General features: G+C 69.5%; 20 protein-coding genes. 7 read left to right on the forward strand and 13 right to left on the reverse strand.

Going from position 1 to position 19,933, the window contains the following annotated elements:
- Window positions 1–55: 55 nt before the first annotated feature.
- Window positions 56–712: a vitamin K epoxide reductase family protein gene (locus TN53_RS20750; RefSeq protein WP_046260070.1), complete on the reverse strand. Its 657-nt coding sequence runs from the start codon at window positions 710–712 to the stop codon at window positions 56–58.
- Window positions 713–858: 146 nt separating this feature from the next.
- Between TN53_RS20750 and TN53_RS20755 the strand changes: the two genes are divergently transcribed.
- The 5 genes from TN53_RS20755 (at window position 859) to TN53_RS45305 (ending at window position 4,566) form a co-directional block, all read left to right on the forward strand.
- Window positions 859–1,725 carry an ABC transporter ATP-binding protein gene (locus tag TN53_RS20755; protein WP_046260071.1) on the forward strand — a complete coding sequence of 289 codons (867 nt, stop codon included), beginning with the start codon at window positions 859–861 and terminating at the stop codon, window positions 1,723–1,725.
- On the forward strand, window positions 1,722–2,567 hold the full coding sequence (locus TN53_RS20760; protein ID WP_046260072.1) for an ABC transporter permease: 846 nt from the start codon (window positions 1,722–1,724) through the stop codon (window positions 2,565–2,567). Before TN53_RS20755 ends, TN53_RS20760 begins: the two co-directional genes overlap by 4 nt.
- Entirely contained in the window at window positions 2,564–3,763 is a 1,200-nt protein-coding gene (locus tag TN53_RS20765) for a sensor histidine kinase (RefSeq protein ID WP_046260073.1), read from the forward strand. Before TN53_RS20760 ends, TN53_RS20765 begins: the two co-directional genes overlap by 4 nt.
- Window positions 3,760–4,386 carry a response regulator gene (locus TN53_RS20770; RefSeq protein ID WP_046260074.1) on the forward strand — a complete coding sequence of 209 codons (627 nt, stop codon included), beginning with the start codon at window positions 3,760–3,762 and terminating at the stop codon, window positions 4,384–4,386. The genes TN53_RS20765 and TN53_RS20770 overlap by 4 nt, the downstream gene beginning before the upstream one ends.
- 66 nt (window positions 4,387–4,452) lie before the next feature.
- Entirely contained in the window at window positions 4,453–4,566 is a 114-nt protein-coding gene (locus tag TN53_RS45305; RefSeq protein ID WP_420719114.1) for a hypothetical protein, read from the forward strand.
- Window positions 4,567–4,614: 48 nt separating this feature from the next.
- Here TN53_RS45305 and hisS read toward each other — a convergent pair whose 3' ends face one another.
- Window positions 4,615–5,877, reverse strand: a complete 1,263-nt coding sequence (gene hisS, locus TN53_RS20775; RefSeq protein WP_046260075.1) for a histidine--tRNA ligase — start codon at window positions 5,875–5,877, stop codon at window positions 4,615–4,617.
- 11 nt (window positions 5,878–5,888) lie between these two features.
- Window positions 5,889–6,608 carry an MBL fold metallo-hydrolase gene (locus TN53_RS20780; protein ID WP_046260076.1) on the reverse strand — a complete coding sequence of 240 codons (720 nt, stop codon included), beginning with the start codon at window positions 6,606–6,608 and terminating at the stop codon, window positions 5,889–5,891.
- A 191-nt stretch (window positions 6,609–6,799) separates the two neighbouring features.
- Between TN53_RS20780 and TN53_RS20785 the strand changes: the two genes are divergently transcribed.
- Entirely contained in the window at window positions 6,800–7,615 is an 816-nt protein-coding gene (locus TN53_RS20785) for a peptidylprolyl isomerase (protein WP_046260077.1), read from the forward strand.
- A gap of 135 nt (window positions 7,616–7,750) precedes the next feature.
- On the forward strand, window positions 7,751–8,980 hold the full coding sequence (locus tag TN53_RS20790) for a DUF349 domain-containing protein (protein ID WP_046260078.1): 1,230 nt from the start codon (window positions 7,751–7,753) through the stop codon (window positions 8,978–8,980).
- A 71-nt stretch (window positions 8,981–9,051) separates the two neighbouring features.
- Here the strand turns inward: TN53_RS20790 and TN53_RS20795 are convergent, their stop codons facing one another.
- The 10 genes from TN53_RS20795 to pdxT all read right to left on the reverse strand — a co-directional run bounded on the left by TN53_RS20795 (window position 9,052) and on the right by pdxT (window position 19,927).
- Complete coding sequence (locus TN53_RS20795; protein WP_046260079.1) at window positions 9,052–11,586, reverse strand: RelA/SpoT family protein; 2,535 nt, start codon at window positions 11,584–11,586, stop codon at window positions 9,052–9,054.
- Window positions 11,587–11,866: 280 nt separating this feature from the next.
- Window positions 11,867–12,406 (reverse strand): adenine phosphoribosyltransferase, encoded by a 540-nt coding sequence (locus tag TN53_RS20800; protein WP_046260080.1) that lies wholly within the window; start codon window positions 12,404–12,406, stop codon window positions 11,867–11,869.
- A complete protein-coding gene (secF, locus tag TN53_RS20805) occupies window positions 12,403–13,512 on the reverse strand; it encodes a protein translocase subunit SecF (RefSeq protein ID WP_046260081.1) in 1,110 nt (369 codons plus the stop codon). Before secF ends, TN53_RS20800 begins: the two co-directional genes overlap by 4 nt.
- A 2-nt stretch (window positions 13,513–13,514) precedes the next feature.
- On the reverse strand, window positions 13,515–15,275 hold the full coding sequence (gene secD / locus TN53_RS20810) for a protein translocase subunit SecD (RefSeq protein ID WP_199924623.1): 1,761 nt from the start codon (window positions 15,273–15,275) through the stop codon (window positions 13,515–13,517).
- Window positions 15,276–15,407: 132 nt separating this feature from the next.
- Window positions 15,408–15,911 (reverse strand): preprotein translocase subunit YajC, encoded by a 504-nt coding sequence (gene yajC, locus TN53_RS20815; protein WP_046260082.1) that lies wholly within the window; start codon window positions 15,909–15,911, stop codon window positions 15,408–15,410.
- 174 nt (window positions 15,912–16,085) lie between these two features.
- A complete protein-coding gene (ruvB, locus tag TN53_RS20820; RefSeq protein WP_046260083.1) occupies window positions 16,086–17,156 on the reverse strand; it encodes a Holliday junction branch migration DNA helicase RuvB in 1,071 nt (356 codons plus the stop codon).
- A 10-nt stretch (window positions 17,157–17,166) separates the two neighbouring features.
- A complete protein-coding gene (ruvA, locus tag TN53_RS20825) occupies window positions 17,167–17,772 on the reverse strand; it encodes a Holliday junction branch migration protein RuvA (protein ID WP_046260084.1) in 606 nt (201 codons plus the stop codon).
- Window positions 17,769–18,308 carry a crossover junction endodeoxyribonuclease RuvC gene (gene ruvC, locus TN53_RS20830; protein WP_046260085.1) on the reverse strand — a complete coding sequence of 180 codons (540 nt, stop codon included), beginning with the start codon at window positions 18,306–18,308 and terminating at the stop codon, window positions 17,769–17,771. Before ruvC ends, ruvA begins: the two co-directional genes overlap by 4 nt.
- A 205-nt stretch (window positions 18,309–18,513) precedes the next feature.
- Window positions 18,514–19,266: a YebC/PmpR family DNA-binding transcriptional regulator gene (locus TN53_RS20835; protein ID WP_046260086.1), complete on the reverse strand. Its 753-nt coding sequence runs from the start codon at window positions 19,264–19,266 to the stop codon at window positions 18,514–18,516.
- A gap of 49 nt (window positions 19,267–19,315) precedes the next feature.
- Window positions 19,316–19,927, reverse strand: coding sequence for a pyridoxal 5'-phosphate synthase glutaminase subunit PdxT (pdxT, locus tag TN53_RS20840; RefSeq protein WP_046260087.1), 612 nt, complete (start codon window positions 19,925–19,927; stop codon window positions 19,316–19,318).
- Window positions 19,928–19,933: the final 6 nt, after the last annotated feature.

Genomic DNA, 19,933 nt, shown 5'->3' on the forward strand with positions numbered 1-19,933 from the left:
TACAAAACCCTAGTTCACGGCACTGACAATCCCGCCGGGCCCTGGAGAGAAGGGCTCAGCTGGTCCAGAAGTCCCACCAGCGCGTCAGGATCAGCATGCCGATGATCCCGATGTGCAGAACCGGCAGCACCCAGGTGAACTCGCCGAAGAAGCTCTTCAGCCAGCGCGGGGCGGGCAGGAAGCCGTTGCGCACGTTGAACGAGGTCACGTACCAGAACATGATGATCGTCGCGACCCAGGCCAGGGAGCACCACAGGCACAGCGCGTTGATCCGGTACAGCGACTGGAACATCAGCCAGGCGCAGAAGGAGACGCCAAAGAGGGTGCCGGCGTTGAAGGTCAGCCAGTACCAGCGCGGGAAGCGGGCCCGGGCCAGCAGGCTCATGCCGACGCCGATGACGATGCCATAGGCGACGAGGCCGAGCACCGGGTTGGGGAACCCGAAGGCGGCGGCCTGCTTGGACTCCATGACGCTGCCGCAGGAGACGACGGGGTTCAGACTGCAACCCGGGGTGTAGCTCGTGCCCGCGACCTTGGCCTCGAGCAGCTTGAACTTGTCGATCGTGATGACCCACGCGGCGAGCAGACCGGCCGCGCCGGTGAGCAGCAGCATGATGGCGAAGGCGCGGCTGCCCCCCACCGTCCGTGGCTCGGCGGCGGTGCGCTCCGGCTCGGGCTCGGTGGAGACGTCTTTCACGGTGGTCTTGCTCATCACGCCGATTCCGTCTGCTTGAGAGTTGGACCTTCTTCGGGCAGGGGCCATTGTGCCGTACACGGGGCCGTGTCCACCGTTCGGTGGACATAAGGAAGTACGCCTGGTCGTCCCTGAGCGTTCGGTTCCGGCCGAGGCTCGAGGGCATGACAACACACGCGAACGAACTCGCGGTGGACGTACGGGGGCTGCGCAAGCAGTACGGCGACGTGATCGCGGTCGACGGCATCGATCTCGGCATCGGCAGGGGCGAGGTGTTCGGCCTGCTGGGGCCCAATGGCGCGGGCAAGAGCACGACGTTGGAGATCCTCCAGGGCAACCGGGGCCGGGACGCGGGCGAGGTCCGGGTGCTCGGCACGGATCCGGCGAAGGGCACGCGTGCGTGGCGCTCACATGTCGGAATCGTCTGGCAGGACGAATCGGCACCCGCCGAGTTGACGGTCCGGGAGACCGTACGGCACTTCGCCCGCTACTACCCGAAGCCGCGTGACCCGGAGGAGGTCATCGGTCTGGTGGGTCTTCAGGCGAAGGCGGGCAGCCGGATCAAGGCCCTGTCGGGCGGGCAGCGCCGCCGCCTCGACGTGGCCCTCGGGGTGATCGGCGGTCCCGAACTGCTGCTCCTGGACGAACCGACGACCGGCTTCGACCCGGCGGCCCGACGTCAGTTCTGGGACCTGATCCGCTCCCTGTCCGACGAGGGCACGACCATCCTCCTCACCACGCACTACCTGGAGGAGGCGGAAGCCCTGGCCGACCGCCTCGCCGTGGTGAACGCGGGGCGGATCGTGGCCGAGGGCCGCCCGGCCGCCCTGCGGGACCGGTACGGCACCGAGGCCACCGTCGAGTGGACCGAGCCGGACGGCGTCCCGCGCACCGAGCGGACGCTCACCCCGACCCGCACGGTCGCCGAGCTCACACACCGCTTCGACGGCGAGATCCCGGGGCTCCGGGTGAGCCGCCCCACGCTGGAGGACGTCTACCTCCGGCTGACCGGACAGGAGGACGCACGATGACCACGACCGTCGTACGGACACGCGCGGACGCGGCCGCCGAGCGACTGCCCGGCGCATTCGGCATCGGCCTGCGGCGGGGCGCCCTGGAACTCAGGCAGTTCTTCCGCCAGCGCGACCAGGTGGTGTTCACCTTCGCCTTCCCGGTCGTCTTCCTGTTCCTGTTCGCGTCGATCTTCAGCGACGACGTGGAGGGCGCCGGCATCACGGCCTCGCAGCTCTACGTCCCCGCGATGATGGCCGCCGGCATCATGTCGACGAGCTTCCAGTCCCTCGGCATCTCGATCGCCATCGAGCGCGACGAGAAGGTGCTGCGCCGGCTCCGGGGCACCCCCATGCCGCCGGCCTCGTACTTCCTCGGCAAGATCTGGCTGGTTCTGGTCACCGGCCTGATGGAGACGGCGATCCTGCTGCTCGTCGGCACGACGCTGTACGACGTCGATCTGCCCTCGGACGCCACGCGCTGGTTCCACTTCACCTGGATCTTCGTCCTCGGACTGACGGGGTGCGCCCTGCTCGGCATCGCGATCAGTTCGGTCCCGAAGTCCGGCAAGAGCGCGACCTCCGTGGTCGTACTGCCCTTCCTGGTCCTGCAGTTCATCTCCGGGGTGTACATCGCGATCGACACCATCCCGGACTGGATGCTGAACATCGGTGCCCTGTTCCCGCTGAAGTGGATGTGCCAGGGTCTGCGCGGGGCGTTCCTGCCGGACTCGGCGCAGGTTCTCGAACAGGCCGGCGGCTGGGAGTTCGGCCGTATCGCCCTGGTTCTGGGGGCCTGGTGCGTCGGAGGATTGTTGCTGTGTCTGTTGACCTTCCGGTGGAAGAACCGGCGCGACGGATGAGGATCCCCTCCGGGCTGGTGGGCGCGTACACCTGGGACCGCTCGTTCCGGCTGTGGGACACGTACTTCGCGCTCATCTGGCTGGCCACCTCGGTGTTCGTGCTCGGCACGGACTTCCCGGGGTGGCCGGTCCGGGTCACGGCGGCCGCGCTGCTCGTGCCGTTGATTCCGCTGTACGTCGTGGTGGGGCGCCCCCTCCTGCGGGGCGATCCGCCGGACGAGCGCCGGGCCCTTGGCTTTCTGGCGGCCACGATGGCGCTGTTCCTGCCGTCGGCGGTGCTGGTCGGCGAGACCCGGCTGATGACGTTCGCGCTCGTACCGCCGTGCTTCATGAGCCTGCGGGTGCCGTGGGCGCTGGCGGCCTCGGCCGTCATCAATCTCGTCCCCGTGGCGGGCTGGGCGCTGCTGTGGTGGCCGAGCGACCAGGACGTCTTCTTCAACGGAATGTTCGCGCTCGTCACCTTCGTCTTCTCGGCGGCCCTCGGCAGCTGGATCATCCGGATCATCGAGCAGAGCCAGGAACGGGCCGAGCTGATCGCGGAGCTGGACGCGAGCCGCCACGAGGTGTCGCGGTTGTCCGCGGCGCACGGGGCGCTGGCCGAGCGGGAGCGGATGGCCCGGGAGATCCACGACACTCTCGCCCAGGGCTTCACGAGCCTGCTGATGCTGGTCCAGGCGGTCGAGGCCGAGCTGGAGTGCGATGTGCCGCAGGCCCGCCGGCATCTGGCGCTCATGGACGAGACGGCCCGGCAGAACCTCGCCGAGGCGCGCGCCCTGGTGGCCGGGGCGGCACCCGCGGACCTGGACGGCGCCTCGCTCCCGGACGCGCTCCGGCGCCTCGCCGCGCGCCACGAGGCGACGCTGGAGGTGACGGGCCCGGTGCGGGCGCTGCCGGCCGGCGCCGAGGTGGTGGCCCTGCGGTCGTGCCAGGAGGCGTTGTCGAACGCCCGTAAGCACGCCGGGAGTTCGGTGTCCGTGGGGATCTCGCTGGCGTACGCCGACGAGTCCCTCTCCGTGTCCGTGCGGGACCACGGCCGGGGCTTCGACCCGTCGTGCGTGACCGAAGGCTACGGGCTGGCGGGACTGCGGGCCCGGGCCGCGGAGGTCGGCGGGGCGGTGTCGGTCCGCGGCGCACCGGGGCACGGCACGACAGTGACGGTCCGGCTGCCCGTACCACCCTTGGGGAGTGCAACGTGATCCGGCTCATTCTGGCCGACGACCATCCCGTCGTACGGGAGGGCCTGCGGGCGATGCTGAGCGCCGAGCCCGACCTGGAGGTGGTCGCCGACGCGTCGAGCGGCCCCCAGGCGGAGGCACTGGCCGCGGCACTGCGCCCCGACATCGTGCTGATGGACCTGCGGATGCCGGGCGGCTCGGGCGTGGCCTCGATCGAGCGGATGGCCGCGGCCGGTCTGGGCTGCCGCGTGATCGTCCTGACGACCTACGAGACCGACCGGGACATCCTGCGGGCCGTGGAGGCGGGGGCGGCGGGCTATCTGCTCAAGGACCTGCCGCGCGGGGAGCTCGCGGAGGCGGTACGGGCCGCCGCGCGCGGCGAGACGGTACTGGCGCCGTCGGTCGCGGCCCGGCTGGTGGACCAACTGCGGACCAAGCCGGAGCGGCCACGGCTGTCGGCGCGGGAGGTCGCGGTGCTGCGGCTGGTGGCGGAGGGCTGCACGAACGCGGAGATCGGGCGCCGGCTGTACATCGGGGAGTCGACGGTGAAGACCCATCTGCTGCGGGTCTTCGGCAAGTTGCGGGTCACCGACCGAACGGCCGCGGTCACCAGCGCGATGCGTTTCGGACTGCTCGACCCATGACGCACCCCACCGAACACAGAGATCGGGCGGCGGCCCACGCGGCGGTAGCCGCAAATTCAACACAGCATCGGGGAGTCGACGGTGAAGACCCATCTGCTGCGGGTCTTCGGCAAGTTGCGGGTCACCGACCGAACGGCGGCGGTCACCAGTGCGATGCGCCACGGGCTGCTGGAGCAATGACGAAGGCGCCGGGTGCCTCGAAGGGCCCCGGCGCCTCGCCCGGCCGTACTAGCCGAGCCTTGCCTCCAGCTCGGCCACGATCTCGTTCACGCCGATCGCCGTCTGCTCGCCGGACTCCATGTCCTTGAGCTGGACGACGCCCTCGGCGAGGTCGCGTTCGCCGGCGACGACCGTGTAGCGGGCGCCGCTGCGGTTGGCGTTCTTCATGGCGCCCTTGAGGCCCTTGGCGCCGTAGGAGAAGTCGGCGGCGATACCGACCTTGCGGAGCTCCGTCACCTTGGCGAAGAGGACCCGACGGGCCTCCTCGCCCAGCGGGACCGCGAAGACGCTGGTGGTGGAGGGGAGTTCGAGCTCGACGCCCTCCGCCTCCAGCGCCAGCACCGTGCGGTCGACGCCCAGCGCCCAGCCCACCGACGGCAGCGCGGGGCCGCCGATCATCTCCGACAGGCCGTCGTAGCGGCCTCCGCCGCCCACCGCGGACTGCGAGCCCAGACCGTCGTGGACGAACTCGAAGGTCGTACGGGTGTAGTAGTCCAGGCCGCGCACCAGCTTCGGGTCGTCCTCGAAGGCGACGCCCGCCGCGGTGATCAGCTCACGGACCTCCTCGTGGTACGCCTTGCACGCGTCGCACAGGTAGTCGCGCAGCAGCGGTGCGTCCCCCAGCTGCTTCTGGACCGCCTCCCGCTTGTCGTCCAGGACGCGCAGCGGGTTGATGTCCGCGCGGCGCAGCGTCTCCTCGTCGAGGTCCAGGCCGCGCAGGAAGTCCTGGAGCGCGGTCCGGTAGACCGGGCGGCACTCCTTGTCGCCGAGGCTGTTGAGGAGGATCCGGAAGTTCCTGAGCCCCAGCGAGCGGTACGCCTGGTCGGCCAGGATGAGCAGCTCGGCGTCGAGCGCCGGGTCCTCGGCTCCGATCGCCTCGGCGCCGACCTGGGAGAAGTGCCGGTAACGGCCCTTCTGCGGGCGCTCGTAGCGGTAGTACGAGCCCGAGTACCAGAGCTTGACGGGGAGGTTGCCCGCCTTGTGCAGGTTGGCCTCCAGCGCCGCGCGCAGCACGGAGGCCGTGCCCTCGGGGCGCAGGGCCAGCCTGTCGCCGCCCTTGGTCTCGAAGGCGTACATCTCCTTGGTCACGATGTCGGTGGACTCACCGACACCGCGCGCGAAGAGCTCGACGCTTTCGAAGCCGGGCGTCTCGATGTAGCCGTAGCCGGAGTTGCGCAGCGGGGCGGCGATCGCCTCGCGGACCGCGAGGAACTTCGCGCTGTCCGGCGGGATGAGGTCGTACGTGCCCTTGGGGGCCTTGAAGGTGCTCACGGAAGGTCTCGTCACATTCCTCGTCGGGGAGCGTCGACATGCGCGCTGTGATCCTGGCGGCCTGCGGCCACCTGCCGCAGATACGGGTTGGTGGCGCGCTCACGGCCGATGGTCGTGTGCTCGTTGTGGCCGGGCAGCACCACGGTCGAGTCGTCGAGCGGCAGGACCACGCGGGCCAGGGACTCGAGCATGTCGTCCATGGAGCCACCGGGGAAATCGGTGCGTCCGATGGAGCCGGCGAACAGCAGGTCGCCCGAGAAGAGCAGCGGCGGGATGTCCGCCGTCTCGGGCAGGCCGAAGGTCACCGACCCCCTGGTATGGCCCGGCGCGTGCGCGACGGACAGCTCCATTCCGGCGAGCTCCAGCTTCACGCCGTCGGTGAGCTCCTTGACGTCGCCCGGCTCCCCCACGGTCAGCTCGCCCATGAGCGGCATTCCGATGGAACGGCCGAGCGCCTTCTCCGGGTCGCTCATCATGAACCGGTCCTCGGGGTGGATCCACGCGGGTACGTCGTGCGCTCCGCAGACCGGGACGACCGAGGCCACATGGTCGATGTGGCCATGGGTGAGGACGACGGCGACCGGCTTGAGCCGATGCTTCTTCAGTGCCTCTTCGACTCCCTGGGCGGCCTGATGGCCCGGGTCGATGATCACGCACTCCTCACCGGCGGCGGGGGCGACGAGATAACAGTTCGTCCCCCAGGCCCCGGCGGGGAACCCGGCAATGAGCACGATCGTCCTTCGTTGTGTCGATAAGTGCGGACTGAGGGCGGGCTTAAAAATCGGCTGCGCCTGTGGTCAGAGCCTACCGGCGCTGCCGTTTCCTCAGCGAACCCATATACGGTACGGGGCACACGCACGCGGTCGGCTCACTAGACGCAGGCGTCCCAGCAGGCGTACGAGACGCATGAGGAGAGAACCCGGTGGTCACCCAGGAACAGCGGAAGCGGCAGCTCGCCCGGGAGAAGTTCTTGCGGCAGCAGCAGCGGCGCACGGCCGCGCGGCGCAAGTCCCGCATGCGCAACTCCGTGATCGCGTCGGTGCTCGGCGTGATCCTGGTGGGCAGTCTGGCGCTCTATACGTCGGACGTCCTCAAGGGCGACGACGACAAGTCCGACACCGCCGCGGCCACGCCGTCGCCGACGCCCAGCGCGATCGCCGACCCGTGCAAGAAGGCCGCGGAGGGCAAGGTCAAGACGGCGACCTGGAAGAAGGAGCCGTCGATGACGATCGACAAGTCGGCGAAGTACACGATGAAGTTGGCGACGACGTGCGGTGACATAGACATCGCGCTCAAGACGAAGGCGGCTCCGCACACCGTCAACTCGTTCGACTTCCTCGCGGCCAAGGGCTACTTCGACCACACCAAGTGCCACCGGCTCACCACCAACGGCATCTACGTGCTCCAGTGCGGCGACCCGACGGGCAGCGGCAGCGGTGGTCCCGGCTACACGATCCCGGACGAGAACCTGAAGGACAAAAGCCTCAAGGACAACGTCTACCCGGCGGGCACCATCGCGATGGCGAACACCGGGCAGGCGCACACCGGCGGCAGCCAGTTCTTCCTCGTCTACCAGGACAGTCAGCTGCCGCCGAGCTACACACCGTTCGGTACCGTTTCCGAATCCGGTATGACGGTCCTGAAGAAGATCGCGGCGGCGGGTGAGAGCACCGGAGCGGGTGATGGCGCGCCCAACGCAACGGTCGTGATCAACAAGGCGACTGTCACCAAATCCTGACCCCCAACAGCGAAATTTCGGTCGCGCGGGATGCGGACAGGCAACCCGCCGGTCGCCTATGTTGGCCGTGACGAAACTGTGGACGATGCCCGGGGGTGCTGAAGCCTCATGCAGGCATCATGTGGAGGAGGCGCTGTGAGCAGCGACCCGTGGGGCCGCGTCGACGAGACGGGGACCGTGTACGTGCGTACGGCCGACGGCGAGCAGGTCGTCGGTTCCTGGCAGGCCGGCTCCCCTGAGGAGGCGCTGGCCTACTTCGAGCGCAAGTACGAGGGCCTGGTTGTCGAGATCGGCCTCCTCGAGAAGCGAGTGAAGACCACCGATCTGTCGGCGAAGGACGCACAGGTCGCCATCGACCACATTCGCGAGCAGGTGGACGCGCACCACGCGGTCGGCGACCTGGACGCCCTCAAGGTGCGTCTGGACAAGCTCGTGGAGACGGTCGAGAAGCGTCGCGAGGAGCGCAAGCAGCAGCGTGCCAAGCAGTCCGACGAGGCCCGTCACTCCAAGGAGGCGCTGGTCGTCGAGGCGGAGGAGCTGGCGCAGTCCGACCAGTGGCGTTCGGCCGGTGAACGGCTGCGGGCCCTGGTGGACACCTGGAAGGGTCTGCCGCGCCTTGACCGCAAGTCCGACGACGAACTGTGGCACCGCTTCTCCCACGCCCGGTCGGCGTTCTCCAAGCGTCGCAAGGCCCACTTCGCCTCGCTCGACGCACAGCGCGAGGAGGCCCGTAAGACCAAGGAACGGCTGGTCTCCGAGGCCGAGGCGCTGTCCGGCTCCACCGACTGGGGTCCGACGGCCGCCCGCTACCGCGAGCTGATGACGGAGTGGAAGGCCGCGGGCCGCGCCCAGCGCGAGCACGAGGACGACCTGTGGAACCGCTTCCGCGGCGCCCAGGACGTCTTCTTCGCCGCCCGCAGCTCGGTCTTCGCCGAGCGCGACGCCGAGCAGACGGAGAACCTGAAGCTCAAGGAGGAGCTGGCCGCGGAGGCCGAGAAGATCCTCCCGGTCACCGACCTCAAGGCGGCGCGGTCCGCGTTCCGCCAGCTCAACGAGCGCTGGGAGGCCATCGGCCACGTCCCGCGCGACGCGCGTCCCAAGGTCGAGGGCCGGATGCACGCCGTCGAGCGGGCCATCCAGGAGGCCGAGGAGACCGAGTGGCGCCGGACGAACCCGGAGGCACGCGCGCGTGCCGCGGGTCTCACCGGTCAGCTCCAGGACGCCGTGTCCAAGCTCCAGGGCCAGATCGAGCAGGCCCGCGCCCAGGGCAACAACGCCCGCGCCGACAAGCTCGAGCGCGAGCTGGAGGGCCGCCAGGCGCTTCTGGACCAGGCGCTGAAGGGTCTGCAGGAGTTCGGCGGCTGACAGGCCGCGGTTCGGCTGCTACGACGAGAAGGGCCCCGTACCTCGTGTACGGGGCCCTTTCGTGGTCTGCCCTACGCCCGGGCGCGCGCCGACGTCACGCGGTAGACGTCGTAGACGCCCTCCACTCCGCGTACCGCCTTCAGGACGTGGCCGAGATGCTTCGGGTCGCCCATCTCGAAGGTGAAGCGGGAGGTGGCGACGCGGTCGCGGGAGGTCTGGACGGCCGCGGAGAGGATGTTGACGTGCTGGTCGGACAGGACGCGGGTGACGTCGGAGAGGAGCCGGGAGCGGTCCAAGGCCTCGACCTGGATGGCGACCAGGAAGACCGAGGACTGGGTGGGCGCCCATTCGACCTCAAGGATGCGCTCGGGCTCGCGGGACAGTGACTCGATGTTCACGCAGTCGTTGCGGTGAACCGATACGCCACTACCGCGGGTGACGAAGCCGATGATCGGGTCGCCGGGAACGGGCGTACAACAGCGCGCCAGCTTGACCCACACGTCGTCGACGCCCTTGACGACGACGCCCGGGTCGGCGTTGGAGCGCCGCTTGCGGCCTCGACCGTGCGACGGCGGTACCGACTCGTCGATCTCCTCAGTGGCCGCCTCCTCGCCGCCGAGCGCGGAGACCAGCTTCTGTACGACGTTCTGCGCGGAGACATGGCCCTCGCCGATCGCCGCGTAGAGCGCGGAGATGTCGGGGTAGCGCATCTCGTGGGCGAGCGTCACGAGGGAGTCGCCGGTCAGGATGCGCTGGATCGGCAGGTTCTGCTTGCGCATCGCGCGGACGATGGCGTCCTTGCCCTGCTCGATCGCCTCGTCGCGGCGCTCCTTGGAGAACCAGGCCCGGATCTTGTTGCGGGCCCGCGGGGACTTGACGAACCCGAGCCAGTCGCGGGACGGACCCGCGCCGGCCGCCTTGGAGGTGAAGACCTCCACCAAGTCGCCGTTGTCCAGGGTGGATTCGAGCGGTACGAGGCGGCCGTTGACCCTCGCCCCTATGGTGCGGTGGCCGACCTCGGTGTGGACCGCGTACGAGAAGTCCACGGGTGTCGCGCCGGCGGGCAGCGCTATCACGTCACCCTTGGGGGTGAAGACGAAGACCTCGTTGCGCGACAGGTCGAAGCGCAGGGACTCCAGGAACTCTCCGGGGTCCTCGGTCTCCTTCTGCCAGTCGAGCAACTGGCGCAGCCACGCCATGTCGTTGAGGTGGTCGTCCTTGCCGGTGGTCCTCGGCTGGTCCGAACGCACCTTGGAGGTTCCGGCGACGGCCTCCTGCTTGTACTTCCAGTGCGCGGCGATGCCGTACTCGGCGCGGCGGTGCATGTCGAAGGTGCGGATCTGGAGCTCGACGGGCTTGCCGTTGGGGCCGATGACCGTGGTGTGCAGCGACTGGTACATGTTGAACTTGGGCATCGCGATGTAGTCCTTGAACCGCCCCGGAACCGGGTTCCAGCGGGCGTGGACGGTGCCCAGGGCCGCATAGCAGTCCCTGACCGTGTCCACGAGGACGCGGATGCCCACCAGGTCGTAGATCTCCGCGAAGTCACGGCCGCGGACGATCATCTTCTGGTAGACGCTGTAGTAGTGCTTCGGGCGGCCGGTGACGGTCGCCTTGATGCGGGCCGCGCGCAGGTCCTGCTGCACCTCGTCGGTCACTATGGCGAGGTATTCGTCGCGCTTGGGGGCGCGCTCGGCGACGAGGCGGACGATCTCGTCGTACATCTTGGGGTAGAGGATCGCGAAGGCGAGGTCCTCCAGTTCCCACTTGATGGTGTTCATGCCCAGGCGGTGGGCGAGCGGCGCGTAGATCTCGAGGGTCTCGCGCGCCTTCTTCTCCTGCTTCTCGCGCTTGAGATAGCGCATGGTGCGCATGTTGTGCAGGCGGTCGGCGAGCTTGATGACCAGGACGCGCGGGTCCTTGGCCATGGCGACGACCATCTTGCGCACGGTCTCGGCCTGGGCGGCCTCGCCGAACTTGACCTTGTCCAGCTTGGTGACGCCGTCGACGAGCAGGGCGACCGAGTCGCCGAAGTCGCGGCGGAGCTGGTCCAGGCCGTACTCGGTGTCCTCGACGGTGTCGTGGAGCAGGCCCGCCATGAGGGTGGCCGGGTCCATGCCGAGCTCGGCAAGGATGGTGGTCACCGCGAGGGGGTGCGTGATGTACGGGTCGCCGCTCTTGCGCTTCTGTCCGCGGTGCCAGCGCTCGGCGACCTGGTAGGCCGTCTCGATCTTGCGGAGGGTCCCGGTCTCGATCTTCGGGTCGTTGCTGCGCACTATCCGCAGCAGCGGCTCCAGGACCGGGTTGTACGGGTTGGAGCGCTGGACGCCGAGGCGGGCGAGACGGGCGCGGACGCGGTTGGAGGAGCCGGAGCGGGCGGGCTGGCCGGCCGGCGGGCGGACCGCGGCCGGCGTCGACGCGGGCGCGGGGCGCTCGGGCGGGGCCGCCTTGGGGCGCGGCTGCTCGGCCGACTTGTCCACGGGCGCGGACTGGGCGTGCTCGACCGGGCCCTGCGCGGCGTTCTTCGCGCTCGGCGCGGGCGTGGCCGCGGCGCCTGCCGAAGGCTCGGGCTTGGCGGCGGTCAGTGGCTGGGCCTCGTCTGGCAAGAGGACTCCTCGTGCGCGAACCGGGTCCCCCGATCAGGCTCCGGAGACCCCATGGTAGCGAGCCTGCGGCTCAGGATCGCGTTCAGTCCGGTGTGAGGACCGTCTACCCCTGAAACGTGAGGGGTCGGCGCGGGAATTCCGGGACCTGCCCGAGGGCCTGATGTACGTGGCCGACCGCGGCTCCGCTGTGGCTGGTCGCGCAGTTCCCCGCGCCCCTGGGTACGTCATCGGCGGCCCGGGGAATCCCGGGCCGCCGATGACGTAAACCGTGCTGGCCGCCTCAGACCACCAGCAGGGCCTCCAGCGGAGCGCCCTCCAGCGCCTGCTCCAGGCGGGGGCGGCCCGCGAGGAAGCCGAGTTCCATCAGGACCGCGAGGCCCGCGACCTCGGCGCCGGCCCTGCGGATCAGCTGGATCGCGGCCTCGGCGGTTCCGCCGGTGGCCAGCACGTCGTCGACGATCAGGACGCGGTCGTCGGCCGACAGGTCCTCGGCGTGCACCTCGATCTCCGCGGAGCCGTACTCCAGGTCGTACGCCTGGCCGAGGGTGGCTCCGGGGAGCTTGCCCGCCTTCCGTACGGGGATGAAGCCGAGGCCCGCGCGGACGGCCACCGGGGCGCCGAGGATGAAGCCGCGGGCCTCCAGGCCGACGACCTTGGTGGCGCCGGTGCGCCCGGCGATCTCCGCGAGCGCGTCGGTCAGCGCGGTGAACGCCGCCGGGTCCGCCAGGAGCGGGGTGATGTCCTTGAACATCACACCCGGTTCCGGGTAGTCGGCCACGTCACGGATGCGGCTGAACAGCAGCTCCTTGATGTCGGTCATCGCCGCTTCCCCGAGGGGCGGCCGCGGCCCCGGCTGCGCGAGGCGGGCTGGGTGCGCGGGCCGACGACCGCGTGGGCGTCCTCCGGCTCGTCGCCGTGCGAGTCCTCGCCGCGGGCCTCCGCCTGGTCCTCCTCGGCGCCGGCCTGGGCACGCTTGGCCAGGACCCGCTTCTTGAGGGCCTTCATCTGCGGCTCGAGCTCCTTGAGGTCCGCCACGAGCGGCGTGGCGATGAAGATCGAGGAGTACGCACCGGCGGCGAGACCGACGAACAGCGACAGCGAGATGTCGTTGAGCGTGCCCGCGCCGAGGAAGCCGCCACCGATGAACAGCAGGCCCGCCACCGGCAGCAGCGCGACCACCGTGGTGTTGATGGAACGGACCAGGGTGCCGTTGATCGAACGGTTGGCGATGTCGCTGTAGGTCCAGCGGGTCTGCTTGGTGATGTCCTTCGTCTGCTCCTTGAGGGAGTCGAAGACGACCACCGTGTCGTAGAGCGAGTAACCGAGGATGGTCAGCAGACCGATCACCGTGCCCGGCGTGACCTCGAAGCCGACGAGGGCGTAGATGCCGACGGTGATGGTGATGTCGTGGATCAGTGCGACGAGCGCCGCGATGGCCATACGCCACTCGAAGGCGATCGCCAGATAGATCACCACCAGGACCATGAAGATCGCCAGACCCTGCCAGGCCTTGTTGGCGATCTGGTCACCCCAGCTGGGACCGACGAGGTCGGCCGCGATCTTCTCGGGGTCGACCTTGAAGTCCTCGGCGAGCTGGTTCTTGATCTGGTCGGACTGCGTGGTGTCCATACCGGCGATCTGGATACGCAGCGTGCCGTTGCCGAGCTTCTGCACGACGGCGTCGTGGCCGGAGGCCTCTTCCGCGTACTCCTGCGCCTGGGAGACGGAGATGCTGGTCTTCTCGGTCGTGAAGACGGCACCGCCCTGGAAGTCGATGCCCATGTTCAGGCCGCGCACCGCCAGGCCGACGATGGCCGTGATGGTGATCAGGATCGAGATGCCGTACCAGAGCTTGCGGTGGCCGACGAAGTCGTAACTGATCTCGCCACGGTGCAGTCGGGCGCCGAGGTTGCCGAGTTTCGACATGCTCACGCCTCCTTCGTCTCAACGGGGGCGGGACGGCGGGTGCGGCGCAGTGGCGGCTTGGCACCCAGACTCTTCGGGTCGAGGCCGGACCACTTGTTGCCGCTCGCGAAGAACGGGCGGCGGGCCAGCAGCGTCATCAGCGGCTTGGTGAAGAAGAAGACCACGACGACGTCGAGGACGGTGGTCAGACCCAGCGTGAACGCGAAGCCCTGGACCTTGCCGACGGTGACGATGAACAGCACCGCCGCGGCGAGGAACGACACGAAGTCGGAGACCAGGATGGTGCGCCGGGCGCGCGGCCAGGCCCGCTCGACGGCGGGGCGCAGGGAGCGGCCCTCACGGATCTCGTCACGGATGCGCTCGAAGTACACGATGAACGAGTCCGCGGTGATACCGATGGCGACGATGGCACCGCACACGGCCGGCAGGTTCAGCGCGAACCCGATGGCCGGGCCGAGCAGCGACATGAGCACATAGGTGAGGATGCCGGAGACGAGCAGCGAGGCGATCGCGACCAGCGACAGACCGCGGTAGTAGAACACCAGGTACAGGATGACCAGCGCGAGGCCGATCGCACCGGCGAGCAGACCGGCGTGCAGCTGGTCGGTGCCGAGCGCGGCGGTCACCGTGGTCACGCTCTGCTCCTGGAAGGAGAGCGGGAGCGCGCCGTACGACAGCATGTTGGCGAGGCTCTGGGCCTCCTCCTGCGTGAAGCTGCCGGAGATCTGGGCCTGGCCACCGGTGATGGACTGGCTGACGGTCGGGCTGGAGACGACCTCGCCGTCGAGGACGATGCCGAACTCGTTCTGCGGCAGTTGGTTCTGGGCGAGCTGGCCGGTGATGTCGGCGAACTTCTTGGCGCCGCTCTTGTCGAAGTCCATCGTGACCTGCCAACCGGCGGCGGTCTGCGTGTCGTAGATGGCCTGGGCCTTCTTGACCTCGGTGCCGGCGACGGCGGCCGGGCCGAGCAGGTACTTGTACCAGACGCCCTGGATCTCGCCGCAGCCCACGGTGGAGTCCTCGGGCTTGACGCCTTCGCCGGCCTTGTTGCGCTGTCCCTGCTTGGAGCAGTCGAGGGCGGTGTACGCGGCCTGGAGCTTGGCGTCGGCGGCGGTGCCGGTGCTCGCGGAGGCGGACGGGCTCGCGGGGGCGGAGGGCGAGGCGGAGCCCGACGGGGTCGGGTCGGCCTTCAGCGCGTCGGAGGCGGCGCGGCCCTGCGTGGTGGCGGAGGCCGACGGGGAGCTCGACGAGGTCGCCTTCTCACCCGTGGTGGCCGACTCGCTCGTGGAGGGGCTCGGCGAGGCGCTGGAGGAACCGCTCTTCGACGCGCTCGCGCTCGGCGAGGGCGTGGCGGCGGCGCCGGTGGCCTCCTGGGCCAGCACCGGACGGAAGTACAGCTTCGCGGTGGTGCCGACCTGGTCCCGGGCTTCCTTGGAGTTGGTGCCCTTGGGAATGTTGACGATGATGTTGCGGTCGCCCTGGGTCTGCACCTCCGCCTCGGAGACGCCCAGGCCATTGACACGGCGGTTCATGATGTCGACCGCGGTGTCCATGTTGGCCTTGTTGATCGCGGACCCTTGGTCGGCCTTCGCCTCCAGCGTGATGCTGGTACCGCCGGCGAGGTCGATACCGAGACGCGGCGTGGTGTGACCGGAGAGGAACATCCCTCCGGTGAGCGCCACGATGGCGATCAGGATCAGGGCCAGCGAGCGCCCTGGCTTGCTCTGGGCGCTCGCGCTCCGGCCCCTCTTGGGTGCTGCCACCTTCTCGTACTCCCTCTCGGGCCGCTGCGCGCCGGGTCTGCGGGCGGGCGGCCATGACATGGTGTCGATCCCGTGCGAGCTGCGTACGGCCGAGGGCGCGCAGGCCTGGCCCGCGCGCCCCGCAGGGTACGGCTACTTCGCGTCGGAGTCGCCGTCGGTCTTCTTCGGCTCGTCGTCCGTCTTCGCCTCGGCGGCCTCGTCGGCCGGCTCGGCCTCGTCGGCGGGCTCGTCCTTCTTGCCGAGGTCAACGGACTTGTCGTCGTCGGAGGCGGCGGCAGCTTCGTCGGCGGACTCGTCGGTCTCGGTGAGGGAGGAGGCGTCGTCGGGGACGACGTCGGTCTTCAGGTCGTGCTCGACACCGTGGACGATCCGGTTGTACTCGTCGTCCGTCAGGACGGCACCGATCGCGTTCTTCGCGAAGAGGAGCTCCACGCCCGGCCCCGCGTCGACGAGGATCGTGTCGTCGTTGACCTCCTTGACCGTGGCGTACATGCCCCCGATGGTGCGGATGCCACTGCCGGGCTGCATCTGGTTCCGCATGTCGGCGGCCTGCTTCTGCTTCTTCTTCGCCGACCGGGTCATCAGGAACATGGCCCCGATGAGCACGACGAACGGGAGGAGGGTCACGAGACTCACGGGTCGGTACTTCCTTCACGTGACCGCGATGGTGAGCGGCCTGATGGTTGGGGGTGTGCGCGCCGCCGACAAAGGCGGCATCGGCGGAGTCTAAGCGAGTCCGCGTGCAGGGAACAACGCTCAGCATGGCACCCGGGTTCCTGACCCGGCCAATCCCGCACCGTCACAAAGACATCACGTCCCGAACAGGTCTTGTTGTCCGTTTCCTGTGGCCGCCGAGCGGGGCGGGGTGAGGCCGAGGTGCGCCCATGCGGCGGGAGTGGCGACGCGACCACGCGGTGTACGGGCCAGCAGACCCTCCCGGACGAGGAAGGGCTCGGCGACCTCCTCGACGGTCTCGCGCTCCTCCCCCACCGCGACCGCGAGGGTGGACAGGCCGACCGGGCCACCGCCGAACAGCTTGAGCAGGGCCTCCAGGACTCCGCGGTCCAGGCGGTCGAGGCCGCGGGCGTCGACCTCGTAGACCTTGAGCGCGGCCGCCGCGATGTCACGTGTGATGAACCCGTCCGCCTTGACCTGGGCGTAGTCGCGCACCCGGCGCAGCAGACGGTTGGCGATACGGGGCGTGCCGCGGGAGCGGCCGGCGATCTCGGCGGCGCCGGCGGTGTCGATCTCGACGTCGAGGAGGTTCGCGGAACGGTGGATGACGCGCTCCAGCTCGGCGGGTTCGTAGAACTCCATGTGCGCGGTGAAGCCGAAGCGGTCGCGCAGCGGGGGCGGCAGCAGGCCCGCGCGCGTGGTGGCGCCGACCAGGGTGAACGGGGGCAGTTCGAGGGGGATGGCGGTGGCGCCCGGGCCCTTGCCGACGATCACGTCGACGCGGAAGTCCTCCATCGCCATGTACAGCATCTCCTCGGCGGGCCGGGACATGCGGTGGATCTCGTCGAGGAAGAGGACCTCGCCCTCCTGGAGCGAGGAGAGGATCGCGGCCAGGTCGCCGGCGTGCTGGATGGCGGGGCCCGAGGTGATGCGGATGGGGGCGCCCATCTCGGCCGCGATGATCATCGAGAGGGTGGTCTTGCCCAGGCCGGGGGCGCCGGAGAGCAGCACATGGTCGGCGGTGGCGCCTCGCGCGCGTGCAGCGCGCAGGACGAGGTCGAGCTGTTCGCGGACCTTCTCCTGGCCGATGAACTCGTCCAGGTCCTTGGGGCGCAGGGCGGCCTCGACGGCCTGGTCCTCACGGTCGGCGACGGAGCCCACCAGGCGGTCGGGGGCGGTGTCGTCGGTCGCGTCGTCCCAGTTCACTGACGTTCTCCTAGCGGGCGCGGTTCAGGGTCTGCAGGGCGGCCTTCAGCAACTGACCCACCTGGGGCGTGCCGCCGGCGGCCTCGGCCTGGGGTGCCACGGTGGACACGGCCTCGTCGGCCTCGCGGGTCGCGTAGCCGAGGCCGATCAGAGCCGCGTGCAGCTGGTCGCGCCAGCCCTGGGTGACCGGGGCGCCGACGGCCGGGGCGCCGATGGGCTCGCCCAGGCGGTCCTTCAGCTCCAGGAGCAGCTTCTGGGCGCCCTTCTTGCCGATGCCGGGGACGGCGATCAGCGCCTTCTCGTCGCCTGTGGCCACCGCCCTGCGCAGGGTGTCCGGAGCGTGTACGGCGAGCATCGCCTGGGCCAGGCGGGGGCCGACGCCGCTCGCGGTCTGGAGCAGCTCGAAGACCTGGCGTTCGTCGTCGTCCACGAAGCCGTACAGGGTCAGCGAGTCCTCCCGTACGACGAGGGAGGTGGCGAGCTTGGCCGGCTTGCCCAGGCGGAGCGTGGACAGGGTGTTCGGCGTGCACTGCACGGCCATGCCGACCCCGCCGACCTCGACGACGGCGGCGTCGGGGGCGAGTGCGGCGATCGTGCCGCTCACGAAGGCGATCATGCCGTACGGCCTTTCGTTGCGTCGGCTGCGTGCAGGGCGACCGCCTGCTGGAGCCTGTTCTGTGCGGGGGCGCGCCAGATGTGGCAGATGGCGAGCGCGAGGGCGTCGGCGGCGTCGGCGGGCTTGGGCGGTGCGTCGAGCCGGAGCAGGCGGGTGACCATGGCGCCGACCTGGGCCTTGTCGGCGCGGCCGCTGCCGGTGACGGCGGCCTTGACCTCGCTGGGGGTGTGCAGGGCGACGGGGATGCCGCGGCGGGCGGCGCAGAGCATGGCGACGGCGCTGGCCTGGGCGGTGCCCATCACGGTCCGTACGTTGTGCTGGCTGAACACCCGCTCCACGGCGACGAATTCGGGCCGGTACTCGTCGAGCCACTGCTCGATGCCCTGCTCGATGGTGACGAGCCGGTGCCCCAACTCGGCGTCGGCGGGCGTGCGTACGACGCCGACGCCGAGCATCGTCAACGGACGGCCGGCAACCCCTTCGACGACACCGACACCACACCGCGTGAGTCCGGGGTCCACCCCGAGTACGCGCACCGCGCCCCCTCCCCTACTTTGCGGCTAATCCGCCGCCGCTCTCGCGGACGTAGCTGAACGCCGTCGGGGTTCCTCAATTGATGGTTGCGGCCCATGGGACGGCGATCTTTGACTCTCGTCAGGCTATCCGCTGCCACCGACAATGGCGGCGGGCCGGTGGGACGTGTCCCATCGGCCCGTCGAAACGGCTCAACTCGCGGCAGTGCTACGCGTCGACCTTCTCCATGACCTCGTCGCTGACATCGAAGTTGGCGAAGACGTTCTGCACGTCGTCGCTGTCCTCGAGGGCGTCGATCAGCTTGAAGATCTTCCGGGCGCCGTCCTCGTCGAGCTCGACCTGCATGGTCGGGACGAAGTTGGCGTCGGCGGAGTCGTAGTCGATGCCGGCGTCCTGGAGGGCGGTACGGACCGCGACGAGGTCGGTGGCCTCGGAGAGGATCTCGAAGGACTCACCGAGGTCGTTGACCTCCTCGGCACCCGCGTCCAGGACGGCTCCCAGGACGTCGTCCTCGGTCAGCTCGCCCTTGGCGACGATCACGACGCCCTTGCGGTTGAAGAGGTACGAGACGGAGCCCGGGTCGGCCATCGAACCGCCGTTGCGGGTCATGGCGACCCGCACGTCCGAGGCGGCGCGGTTGCGGTTGTCGGTGAGGCACTCGATGAGCACCGCGACGCCGTTCGGGCCGTAGCCCTCGTACATGATCGTCTCGTAGTCGGCGCCACCGGCCTCGAGACCGGCGCCGCGCTTGACCGCGGAGTCGATGTTCTTGTTCGGGACCGAGCTCTTCTTGGCCTTCTGAATGGCGTCGAACAGCGTCGGATTGCCGGACACGTCGGCGCCACCGGTACGGGCCGCGACCTCGATGTTCTTGATCATTTTCGCGAAGAGCTTGCCGCGCTTGGCGTCGATCACGGCCTTCTTGTGCTTCGTCGTAGCCCATTTAGAGTGGCCGGACATCTGCCTGTCTCCTTCGCGTAACCCATCCAAACAACGAACGCCAGAGATCCTACAAGGACTCCGCCGCCCGGTTCGCGCGCACCATGTCGACGAACAGGGCGTGCACGCGGTGGTCGCCGGTCAGCTCCGGGTGGAACGACGTGGCGAGCGCGTTGCCCTGGCGGACCGCGACGATGTGGCCGTCGTGCTCGGCGAGCACCTCGGTCTCGGCGCCGACGGACTCGACCCAGGGGGCACGGATGAAGACACCCTCTACAGCATCGCCCTCGACGCCCTCGACGTCGACCGTCGCTTCGAAGGACTCGTTCTGCCGTCCAAAGGCGTTGCGGCGAACGATCATGTCGATGCCGCCGATCGTCTCCTGGCCCGAGCGTGGGTCGAGGATCTTGTCGGCCAGCATGATCATGCCCGCGCAGGTGCCGTAGACAGGCATTCCGGCACGTACACGCGCGCGGAGCGGCTCCATCACGCCGAACAGGACGGCCAGTTTGGAGATGGTCGTGGACTCGCCGCCGGGGATGACCAGACCGTCGATCTCGGCGAGTTCCTCGGGCCGCCGCACCGGCCTGGCCACGGCGTCCGCCGCGGCCAGGGCGATGAGGTGCTCCCGTACGTCGCCCTGGAGAGCCAGGACGCCGATGACTGGGGCTTCGTTCGACATGGTGTG

Origin of the sequence: Streptomyces sp. WM6386 (assembly GCF_000972385.1) — a bacterium.
GTDB lineage: Bacteria > Actinomycetota > Actinomycetes > Streptomycetales > Streptomycetaceae > Streptomyces.